The 9632-nt window shown below is 72.7% G+C and carries 12 protein-coding genes; 6 read left to right on the top strand and 6 right to left on the bottom strand.

The annotated features are described in order from the left end of the window. From mltG to AB0F52_RS42530, 3 genes are all read left to right on the top strand, one after another. A partial coding sequence (gene mltG / locus AB0F52_RS42540; RefSeq protein WP_360183525.1) for an endolytic transglycosylase MltG occupies positions 1 to 1460 on the top strand: 1460 nt, incomplete at its 5' end. Then, on the top strand, positions 1450 to 2304 hold the full coding sequence (locus AB0F52_RS42535; protein WP_360183523.1) for a shikimate dehydrogenase: 855 nt from the start codon (positions 1450 to 1452) through the stop codon (positions 2302 to 2304). The genes mltG and AB0F52_RS42535, both read left to right, overlap by 11 nt. Positions 2305 to 2379: 75 nt before the next feature. Continuing rightward, positions 2380 to 3624: a GrpB family protein gene (locus tag AB0F52_RS42530; protein ID WP_360183521.1), complete on the top strand. Its 1245-nt coding sequence runs from the start codon at positions 2380 to 2382 to the stop codon at positions 3622 to 3624. Here AB0F52_RS42530 and AB0F52_RS42525 read toward each other — a convergent pair. From AB0F52_RS42525 to AB0F52_RS42515, 3 genes are all read right to left on the bottom strand, one after another. Next, positions 3611 to 4270: a TetR family transcriptional regulator gene (locus AB0F52_RS42525; protein WP_360183519.1), complete on the bottom strand. Its 660-nt coding sequence runs from the start codon at positions 4268 to 4270 to the stop codon at positions 3611 to 3613. The two genes, AB0F52_RS42530 and AB0F52_RS42525, sit on opposite strands and share 14 nt — an antisense overlap. Positions 4271 to 4295: 25 nt before the next feature. After that, positions 4296 to 4712, bottom strand: coding sequence for a hypothetical protein (locus tag AB0F52_RS42520; protein WP_360183517.1), 417 nt, complete (start codon positions 4710 to 4712; stop codon positions 4296 to 4298). A gap of 113 nt (positions 4713 to 4825) precedes the next feature. After that, positions 4826 to 6088 (bottom strand): hypothetical protein, encoded by a 1263-nt coding sequence (locus tag AB0F52_RS42515; protein WP_360183515.1) that lies wholly within the window; start codon positions 6086 to 6088, stop codon positions 4826 to 4828. 60 nt (positions 6089 to 6148) lie between these two features. On the opposite strand from AB0F52_RS42515, the gene AB0F52_RS42510 reads away from it, so the two are divergent. Together AB0F52_RS42510 and AB0F52_RS42505 are read left to right on the top strand one after the other, a co-directional pair. Then, positions 6149 to 6694: a helix-turn-helix domain-containing protein gene (locus tag AB0F52_RS42510; protein ID WP_360183513.1), complete on the top strand. Its 546-nt coding sequence runs from the start codon at positions 6149 to 6151 to the stop codon at positions 6692 to 6694. A 26-nt stretch (positions 6695 to 6720) separates the two neighbouring features. Continuing rightward, complete coding sequence (locus AB0F52_RS42505; RefSeq protein ID WP_360183511.1) at positions 6721 to 7656, top strand: D-2-hydroxyacid dehydrogenase family protein; 936 nt, start codon at positions 6721 to 6723, stop codon at positions 7654 to 7656. Positions 7657 to 7857: 201 nt separating this feature from the next. On the opposite strand, the gene AB0F52_RS42500 is transcribed toward AB0F52_RS42505, so the two are convergent. After that, on the bottom strand, positions 7858 to 8040 hold the full coding sequence (locus AB0F52_RS42500) for an alpha/beta hydrolase (protein ID WP_360183509.1): 183 nt from the start codon (positions 8038 to 8040) through the stop codon (positions 7858 to 7860). A gap of 132 nt (positions 8041 to 8172) precedes the next feature. Next, positions 8173 to 8988: a serine hydrolase domain-containing protein gene (locus AB0F52_RS42495; RefSeq protein WP_360183507.1), complete on the bottom strand. Its 816-nt coding sequence runs from the start codon at positions 8986 to 8988 to the stop codon at positions 8173 to 8175. A gap of 120 nt (positions 8989 to 9108) precedes the next feature. Between AB0F52_RS42495 and AB0F52_RS42490 the strand changes: the two genes are divergently transcribed. After that, complete coding sequence (locus tag AB0F52_RS42490; RefSeq protein WP_360183505.1) at positions 9109 to 9291, top strand: hypothetical protein; 183 nt, start codon at positions 9109 to 9111, stop codon at positions 9289 to 9291. Between the two features lie 66 nt (positions 9292 to 9357). Here AB0F52_RS42490 and AB0F52_RS42485 read toward each other — a convergent pair whose 3' ends face one another. Then, on the bottom strand, positions 9358 to 9624 hold the full coding sequence (locus AB0F52_RS42485) for an HPr family phosphocarrier protein (RefSeq protein WP_013224593.1): 267 nt from the start codon (positions 9622 to 9624) through the stop codon (positions 9358 to 9360). Positions 9625 to 9632: the final 8 nt, after the last annotated feature.

Raw genomic sequence — 9632 nt, 5'->3', positions numbered from 1 at the left:
GCGCCGGTTCACGGCGGCGCCGCGCGGCGCCGGACCCCGACGCCGAACCGCCCGCACGGCGACCCGCGCAGCCGGGTGACCGCTCCGCCGGCGTGCCCGAGCCCGGCGCCGAGCCGCGCCGCCGCCCGCCGGCGCCGCCGGCCCGCGAAGAGCCGGTGACCGACGTCCTGCCCGCGCTGGCCCCGCTGCCCCCGGCCGAACCGCCGAGGACGCCACCGGAGGAGCCCGGCCTCCTCGCCGAGGACGACGAGTACGCGGACTACGACGAGTACGACGACTACGACGAGTCGGAGTACGACGAGGAGTACGACGACTACGACGAAGAGCCGCAAAAGCCGCGTAAGAAGGGCAAGCGCGCCCTCGGCTGGGTCGCCGCGATCGCGGTGATCGCCCTGCTCGCCGGCGGCGCCTGGTACGGCTTCAACAGGTTCTTCGGCTACGACGACTTCGACGGTGCCGGCACCGACGATGTGGTGTTCCAGGTCGCCGACGGCGACACGACGTCGGCGATCGGCGCGAAGCTCACCACCGCGGGCGTTGTCGCCAGCACCAAGGCCTTCGTCAAGGCGGGCGAGGGCAACCCGAAGCTCGCCCGGGTCCAGCACGGCTTCTACGTGATGAAGTCGCACATGTCCGGGGCCAGCGCGGTCGACCGGATCACCGACGCGGCCGCCCGCGTCGGCCAGCTGGAGATCCGGCCGTACACGCAGTTCGACGACATCACCCAGCCCGATGGCAAGGTCACGCCCGGCGTGTACAGCCTGATGGCGAAGGCGTCGTGCGCGCAGCTCAACGGCAAGAGCACCTGCGTCTCGGCGGACGACCTGCGCAAGGCCGTCGACGCGGCGGACCTGAAGCAGCTCGGCGTGCCGGACTGGGCGATCGAGCCCGCGAACAAGGCCGACCGCAAGGACCGCAGGCTGGAGGGCCTGATCGCGCCGGGGCTCTACGACGTCAAGCCCGGATCGACCGCGCAGGAGATCCTCGGGCAGCTGGTGCACACCTCGGCCGAGGCGATCCAGAACGCCGGGCTCAGCCCGCAGGCGACCGGCCCCGGGATGACGCCGTACCAGACGCTGATCATCGCCTCGATCATCGAACGCGAGGCGGTGAAGGCCGACTTCGGCAAGCTCTCGCGGACCATCTACAACCGGCTGAAGATCAACATGCGGCTGCAGATGGACTCCACGGTCAACTACGTGCTGGACCGGCCGACGCTGCTGACGGACGAAGCCGACCGGGCGAAATCCGGCGCCTACAACACCTACCGGAACACCGGGCTGCCGCCGACGCCCATCGCGGTGCCGAGTTCGGACGCGATCAAGGCCGCGGTGAAGCCGCCGGACGGCGAATGGCTGTTCTTCGTCAAGTGCGAGAAGAACGGCTTGTCCTGCTTCGCGGTCTCGAACGACGAGCACAACAAGAACCGGGACCTGGCCAAGGCCCGCGGTGTCATCTGAGGTCCGGAAGGCCGCCGTGCTGGGCAAGCCGGTGGCGCACTCGCTGTCCCCGGTGCTGCACGGCGCCGCGTTCGCCGCGCTCGGCCTGACCGGCTGGACCTACGAGCGCATCGAGACGAGCGCCGAGGAGCTCCCGGGCCTGGTCGGGCGCCTCGGCCCGGAGTGGGCCGGGCTGTCGGTCACCATGCCGGGCAAGCGCGCGGCGCTGGACCACGCGGACGAGGTGACGCCGCGGGCGGCCGCCGTCGGCGCGGCCAACACCCTGGTCCGCACCGCGCGGGGCTGGCTCGCGGACTGCACCGACGTCGAGGGTGTTACCGGCGCCCTGCGCGCCGCGGGCGGCTACGAGCCGTCCCCCGCGGACACCGCGGTCGTGCTCGGCGCGGGCGGGACGGCGGCGGCGGCGGTCGTCGGGCTCGCCGCTCTCGGGGTCCGGCAAGTACGGCTGGTCGTGCGCGAACCCGCCCGCGCCGGCGAAACGCTCGACGCGGCGAAGCGCGCCGGGCTCGACGTCGACGTCCTGCGCTGGGCCGAGACGGACTTCGCGGCCTTGGGGTCCGCGGCGGTGCTGGTGAACACCGTCCCGCCGGACGCGGTCGCCGCGCACGTCGCCGAGCTCGCCGCGGTCGGGCACGTCCTCGACGTCATCTACCACCCGTGGCCGACACCGCTCGCCGAAGCGGTCGTGGCGCGCGGCGGCCGGCTGGCGACGGGGCTGGACATGCTGCTGCACCAGGCGTTCGGCCAGGCCGAGCACTTCACCGGCCGCCCGGCCCCGCGGGCGGCGATGCGGGACGCGCTGCGCGCCGCGACGGGCGACCTGCTGCCGTTGCCGATCGCCTGACGGTGCCGATCCAGAAAAAGCGCTTGCGCGCGTTGATAATCTGGCCGACTGCCTTGCTGAAGGGGGTCTACCGGAATGACCAGCCAAGAAGCGTTGAGCGACGAAAAGGTCCAGAGCGCGTGGGTCGGCGAAGCGCCGAAGCTCAACTCGACCGTCACGCTCGCCGACTACGACCCGGAGTGGCCACGGCTCTTCGAGCGTGAAGCCGAGCGGATCCGGGGCGTGCTGGGGGAGCGGGTGCTCGTGCTCGAGCACGTCGGTTCGACGTCGGTGCCGGGGCTGTGCGCCAAGCCGATCGTCGACATCCTCCTGGAGGTGCCGGACTCCGCCGACGAGGACACCTACGTCCCGGCGCTGGAGGCGGCCGGCTACCGGCTCGTCATCCGCGAACCGGACTGGGAGAAGCACCGCTGCTTCAAGGGCCCGGACACGAACATCAACCTGCACGTCTACTCGCCGGGCAACGGCCAGACGCCGCGCTACCGCCTCTTCCGCGACCGCCTGCGCTCGCACCCGGAGGAGCGGGAGCTGTACGCGGCGAAGAAGCGTGAACTCGCCGCGAGGGAGTGGAAGTACATCCAGAACTACGCCGACGCCAAGACGGAGGTGGTCGAGGAGATCCTCGGCCGCGCGCGGGCCGCGCAGTACGACGGCCACAGCGAGGCCTACGCCGAGCACGCGGAGAAGTCCGTCACCAACGCCCTCTACGACCGGCCGGCGATCCTCGACCTGGCCGGGGACGTCGACGGGCTGAGCGTGCTCGACGCCGGCTGCGCGGCCGGGCACCTGAGCGCGCTCCTGGCCGCGCGGGGCGCCGACGTCCTCGGCGTCGACTCGAGCGCGGGCATGATCGCCGTCGCGCGCCGGAAGTTCGGCGACGTCGCCCGGTTCGAGGTCGCGGACATCGCCGGGCCGCTCCCCGTGCCGGACGGCTCGATCGACGTCATCACCGCGTCGCTCGTGCTGCACTACCTGGCGGACTGGGCCCCGGCCCTGGCGGAGTTCCGCCGGATCCTCAAACCCGGTGGGACGCTGGTGTTCTCGGTGCACCACCCGGGCGAGGACTGGCGCTGGTTCGGCAAGGAGAACTACTTCGAGCTCGAGCTGCTGGAGGACGAGTTCCCGCCCGGCACCGTGGTGCGCTTCCACCGGCGCCCGCTGAGCTGGACGTTCCAGGCGGTCCGTGACGCGGGCTTCGCGGTGGACCGCCTGGTGGAGCCGATGCCGCTCCCGGGGGCCGAGGCCGCCGATCCGAAGTGGACGGCGAACCTGCGGACCAAGCCCCGGTTCCTGTACTTCCGCGCGGTCAGCCCCGTTTAGCGAGGTCCTGGATCAGGTCGACGATCTCCCGGCTGACGGGCCGGAACACCCGCAGCCGGGAGAGCGCGGCCAGCCGGGCCAGCAGCGGGACACTGCGCTCGACCAGCATCCGGCTGCGTTTCGTGCCGGCCGAGCGGTCGTGGACCCAGAACAGCACCACGCCCATCTGGTAGAGCCAGAGCAGCTCCGGCAGCTGTTCGCGCAGTTCCGGGTCGAGCTTGACGTCGGAGCCCTCGACGACCTCGCGCATGAGGCCGATCGACGCTTCGCGAGCGGCCGAAGAGTCGTCGCTGAACGGGCTCAGCGGCGACTCCGGGTCGGCCGCGTTGACGAAGAACTGCGTGCCGAAGCGGTGGTAGGGCCCGGCGACGTCGAGCCAGCACAGCAGCACCGCCTTGAGCCGGGCCGCGAAGCCGGTCTCGCCGTCCAGCAGCGGGCGGGCCGCGGTCAGGTGCTGCCCGGCCATCTCGTCGTAGAAGCCCTGGATCAGCTGTTCCTTGGACGAGAAGTAGTAGTAGGCGTTCCCGACGGAGACGCCCGCTTCGGCGGCGATCGCGCGCATCGTCGTGCGGTCGTAGCCGTTCTCGGTGAACAGCCGCATCGCGGTCGTGACGATCAGGGACCGCGTTTCCTCGCTCTTGGCCACGCGCTGCACGTTAGCGCCGCGGCCGTCAGGGAGCCGGGAAGGGCGGGGCCTGCGGCATGCCGGGGTAGGGCAGCGGTGCCGGCGCGGGCAGGGGCGGGGCCAGGTGGCGGCGCCGGATGCCGTTGAAGACCAGGACGTTGAGCAGGTGCATGACGCCGAGCACGAGCGCCACCGTGCCGATCTTGACCGACAGCAGCTCGAACACCCCGCGCGCGGTCAGCTCCCGGGTGCTGCTGGTCAGGAACAGCGTCACGAAGCCCAGGCTGACCAGGTAGAAGCCGACGACCAGCAGCTGGTTGACGGCGTTGGCCAGGCCGGGGCTGTCCGCGAAGACCTCGGTGAGGAAGGTGCGGCCGTGCTTGCTCAGCGTCCGGGCGACGAGCACGGTCAGCGGAATGCTGAGCAGCAGGTAGAGCGCGTAGGCGACGATGATCAGGTCCATGGTTCCTCCTCGTTTTGAACGTGTTCAAGAAGCACGGTAGCCCGGTTTTTGAACGTGTTCAAGAGGGCTGCGTCACGCCGGTCGTCACTGTGCCGCCGGGGCGTGGTGCACGCTCAGCGCGTCGAAACCCAGTCCGCGATGCCGGTGACCACGGCCGGGTCGACGTGCTGCGGCGTCTCGTACCCGGCGGGGGTGGACGGTCCTTCGCCGCGGAAGAACAGGTGGTCGTCGGCGTCGTGGACGCGGATCGTCACGTCGGGCCGCTGGGCCAGGCCCTCCTGCCAGCGCGCGAGGTCGCCGGTCACGGTCACCTGGTAGTCGCGGCCGCCCTGCAGGACGAGGATCGGCTTGTCCAGCCTCGCCGCGGTCGCGACCGGGTCGTAGCCGCGCAGGTCCAGCCAGTACGAGGCCGGCCAGCCGAACAGCAGGTCCGCCGCCGGGGTCGCGGGGGACAGGCCGGGGTCCTCGACGAGCGCCGCCTGCCGGGCGACCGCCTCGGCGGCCGCCGTGGTGGCCGGGCCGGGGTTCAGTTCGGCCAGGTAGCGGGCGACCCGGACGGCCGCGCGGCTCAGCGGCAGCGTGTCACCGGCCAGGCTGACCAGGCCGGCCACCGACGGCTCGGCGGCCGCCACCCGGGGAGCCGCCTTGCCGCCGCCACTGAGTCCCAGGACGAACACCCGCGCCGGGTCCACCTTCCGCTGCCGCTGGAGCAGGCGGACGGCGGCGACCGCGTGCGGCACGTACTCGTCGACCATGGTGAAGCCGGCCGCGGAGCCGGCCTCGGGGTGGACGTGGGTCACCTTGTCGAACCGGGCCACCGCGACGCCGCGGGAGGCCAGCCCCCACGCCAGGTCCTTGAACGGCTTGTTGGGCCCGGTCGTCAGGTCGCGGTCGGCGGGCCCCGAGGTGAGCAGCACCAGGCCCGGCCACGGGCCACGCCCCCGGGGCCGGGTGATCGTGCCGGGCACCGCGAGCGGGCCGGTGCCGACGGTGACCTCGTGCTCGGTGAACCGGTCCGGCTCGGCGTAGGCCGGCGGCTCCCAGGTCGTGCCGGACGGCGGCGCGAGCCGGAGGCCGTGCAGCAGGCCGGCGTCGTCGACCGACATGACCACCGTGAGGCCCCCGTGCGCTCCGGTCACCGGGACGCTCACCCGGACCAGCCCCGCCTTGGCCGGCTCGCTCACCGGGTCGCCGACCGCCCGGACCGCCCCGATCTTGGCGATCTCCGTCTCCCAGCCGACGCGGAGCGTCTCGGCGGAGGCCGCCGCCCGCAGCCGCGGCGCGAACAGCGCCTCGACCTCCGCATAGCGTCCCGTGGCCGTCATGCCGACGACCGCCGTGGCGACCGCCGTCGGATCCGTGCCTGTCACTGTCATCCCGGTCTCCCACCGTTCTCGTATCTTGCGAACGGTATCACCATATGAGACTGTTGGGCAGTGGACACCTTGGAACTGCTGGGCCACCCCGTGCGGCTGCGGATCGTGCACGCCATGCGGGGTGGCCGGACGCTGACCACCGCCGAGCTCGGCGCGCTCCTGCCGAACGTCTCGAAAGCCATGGTCTACCGGCACGTCGACCTGCTCGCCGCCGGCGGTGTCCTGGAGGTGGCCGACGAACGCCGGGTCCGCGGCGCGGTCGAGCGGCACTACCGGTTGCGCCGGGACCGGGCCTCCGTCGACCCCGGCACGGCCGCGTCGATGTCGCCCGACGACCACCGGCGCGGGTTCGCCGTGGCGCTGGCCGCCCTGGTCGCCGAGTTCAACGCCTACCTCGACCGCGACGACGCCGACCCGCGCGTCGACCCCGTCGGCTACCAGCAGCACGCGGTCTGGCTCGACCGGGACGAACTCGCCGCGCTGGTCGGCGAACTGCGCGCCGCGATCCTCCCCCGGCTGGCCAACCCGGCCGCACCCGGGCGCGCCCGGTACCTGCTCAGCCCGATCCTCTTTCCCAGCGAGCCGCCCGCCACCGAGAGCGGCTGAGCGGACCCACCTACTACGGTGAGGCCATGCGGATCGCCATTCTCGACGACTACCAGAACGTCGCCCTCACCTTCGGTGACTGGGACTCGCTGAAGGCCGACATCACGGTCTTCACCGAACCCCTGGCCGACGTCGTCAAGCAGCTGCAGGGCTTCGAAGCGGTGGTCGCGATGCGGGAGCGCACCCGCTTCCCGGCCGCGGTGCTCGACGCCCTGCCCGACCTGAAGCTGCTGGTCAGCACGGGCATGCGGAACGCGGCCATCGACGTCGCCGCCGCGCGCCGCAACGGCGTCGTCGTGTCGGCCACCGGCTACCTCGGGGAGCCGACCGCCGAGCACACCTGGGCGCTCATCCTGGCCGCGTCGCGGAACCTGCCGCAGGAGTTCCGGTCCATGCGCGAGGGCGGCTGGCAGACGTCGGTCGGCACCATGCTGCACGGCAAGACGCTCGGCCTGCTCGGCCTCGGCCGGCTCGGCGCGGGCGCGGCGAAGATCGGGCAGGCCTTCGGGATGAAAACCATCGCCTGGAGCCAGAACCTCACGCAGGAGAAGGCGGACCCGCACGGCGTCACCGCGGTCACCAAGGACGAGCTGTTCGCCCGCTCGGACGTGCTGTCCGTCCACCTGGTCCTCGGCGAGCGCACCCGCGGCCTGGTCGGGGCGGCGGAGCTCGCCGCGATGAAGCCGACGGCGCTTCTGGTGAACACCTCGCGCGGCCCGATCGTCGACGAAGCGGCGTTGGTGGACGCGTTGCGGCGCAAGGAGATCCGCGCGGCCGCGCTGGACGTCTACGACACCGAGCCGTTCCCCGCCGACCATCCGCTGAGGACACTCGACAACGCGGTCCTCACGCCGCACATCGGCTTCGTCGCCCGCGAGGTCTACGAGATCTTCTACGGCGACGCGGTCGAGGACATCGCGGCCTACCAGGCGGGGGAGCCCATCCGCGTCATGGCGGAGTGAGGAAGGTGTGCGGCCCGCCGGGGCCCGAGGTCCCCGCACCGGCCCTGCGGCGGGCCTGCACCTCTTGATGACACCACCCGCGCCCGCCCGGCGGCAGGGTCTTTGGACCCTGCCGGTGGGGTCCGTTCGGCTGATCGGCCTGCCGCGGCTGGTCGTGAGTGAGAAACCGGGTTCCGACCCGGTTTCTCACTCACGACCGCGTCAGGGAAAGGGAACCGCGTCGGGCGCGCAGGTCGTCCCCGCCGGCGGCGCGTCCGGGTCCGCCAGGTACCGCACCACGGCCGCCGAGGCGCACGCGCTCGGGACGTCCGGCGACGTGTGGCCGTAGCCGTCCACGACGAGCACCCGGCCGTCGCCGAGATCGGCCGCCGGCAGCCGGATCACCGACAGCGTGATCGTGGCGCCAATCGTGCCGAGCGCCGGGGGAGCCTCGGGCGGGTGTGGGTGCGGTCGCAGCCGCGGCCGCGGGGGCCCTGCACGCGGCGAGCAGCAGGAGGGCAGCGAGGAAGACCCGCTTCACGCGCCCAGTTCCGCCAGGACGGCGTCGGTGTAGTGCGGCCAGACTTCGGCGGCCCAGGGGCCGAACGCGCGGTCGGTCAGTGCGACGCAGGCCGCGCCGGCGGCGGGGTCGATCCAGAGGAACGTGCCCGACTGGCCGAAGTGGCCGAACGTCCGCGGCGAGCTGTGCGCGCCGGTCCAGTGCGGGCTCTTGTGGTCGCGGATCTCGAAGCCGAGGCCCCAGTCGTTGGGTTTCTGGTGGCCGAACCCGGGCAGCACGCCGGAAAGCCCGGGGAACACGACATTCGTCGCCTCGGCGACGGTCGCCGGGTCCAGCAGCTTCGGGGCCTGCAGCTCGGCGGCGAAGGCGGCCAGGTCGTCCACAGTGGACACCGCGCCGGAGGCGGGTGAGCCGTCGAGGGTCGTGTTCGCCATGCCGAGCGGGGCGAACAGCGCCTCGGCCTGGTACTGCGCGAAGGGAATGCCGGAGTGCTCGGCCAGCGCATCGGCCAGCTGCTCGAACCCGGCGTTGGAGTAGAGCCGCCGCGTGCCCGGCGCGGCCATCGCCTTGTGCGCGTCGAAGGCGAGCCCGGAGGTGTGGGCGAGCAGGTGCCGCACGGTCGAGCCCTCGGGCCCGGCCGGGGTGTCGAGCTCGACGACGCCTTCCTCGACCGCGATGAGCGCGGCGTAGGCGGTCAGCGGCTTGGAGACCGAGGCCAGCCGGAACTTGCGCGCGGTGTCGCCGTGGCTGCCCACGACGCTCCCGTCCGCCGCCACCACGGCCGTCGCGGCGTTGTCCACCGGCCACTCGTCGATCAGGCGCACGCTCTCCATGGGGCCAGCCTACGAAACGCCGCGCCGCGCCGGTCTGCCGCCCGGGAACTCGCCGTCACCCCGGCGCCGCCGGGTTCGGCGTTCGCGCCGGTCATCCTGGCCGTCGACCGCGGTTCCCGGGTGGACCAGGTACCGCGGGTGTTCCTGGTGGAGAGCGGAATTCCGCTAACGGAACGGAACCTCGCGTTGCTCGACTTGGCCCGGGCCGGCGGCCCGGCGAATCCGCACCGGCTGCACTTCACGGTGCACCTGCCGCCGGTGCACTACCTCCGGCCACGCACGCCGCGGGCAGTGCTGCTGTGAACGCCGCGAAGGCCCCCGCACCGGCTGTCGGGGAGCCGGTACAGGGGCCTTCGCAGGGGATGTGACTCAGGCGTCCAGGTCGGTGGCGACCAGCTGGGCGACCGCTTCCACGGCCTCCTCGGCACCCTCGCCCTCGGCGCTGATGACGACCTCGTCGCCGTAACCGGCGGCCAGCGTCATCAGGTTGAGCACGCTGCCGGCGGCCACCGGGCTTCCGCCGGCCTTGGCGATCTGCACCGCGACGGGCTGCGCCGCGGCCGCCTTCGCCACCAGCGCGGCCGGCCGGGCGTGCAGCCCCACCTTGCTGGCCACGGCGACGCGTTTCTCCGGCATGTTCGTCC

This window comes from Amycolatopsis sp. NPDC024027, from assembly GCF_040638975.1.
In the GTDB taxonomy this organism is placed as follows: Bacteria; Actinomycetota; Actinomycetes; order Mycobacteriales; family Pseudonocardiaceae; genus Amycolatopsis.
Note: the sequence above shows the minus strand (reverse complement) of the source record. Positions and strands in the feature narration are given on the sequence as shown.

Bases quoted from the DNA above. Each gene is read 5' to 3' on its own strand.
- AB0F52_RS42530 (WP_360183521.1), top strand. From the start codon at position 2,380: ATGACCAGCCAAGAAGCGTTGAGCGACGAAAAGGTCCAGAGCGCGTGG.
- AB0F52_RS42520 (WP_360183517.1), bottom strand. From the start codon at position 4,712: ATGGACCTGATCATCGTCGCCTACGCGCTCTACCTGCTGCTCAGCATT.
- AB0F52_RS42515 (WP_360183515.1), bottom strand. From the start codon at position 6,088: ATGACAGTGACAGGCACGGATCCGACGGCGGTCGCCACGGCGGTCGTC.
- AB0F52_RS42505 (WP_360183511.1), top strand. From the start codon at position 6,721: ATGCGGATCGCCATTCTCGACGACTACCAGAACGTCGCCCTCACCTTC.
- AB0F52_RS42495 (WP_360183507.1), bottom strand. From the start codon at position 8,988: ATGGAGAGCGTGCGCCTGATCGACGAGTGGCCGGTGGACAACGCCGCG.
- AB0F52_RS42485 (WP_013224593.1), bottom strand. From the start codon at position 9,624: ATGCCGGAGAAACGCGTCGCCGTGGCCAGCAAGGTGGGGCTGCACGCC.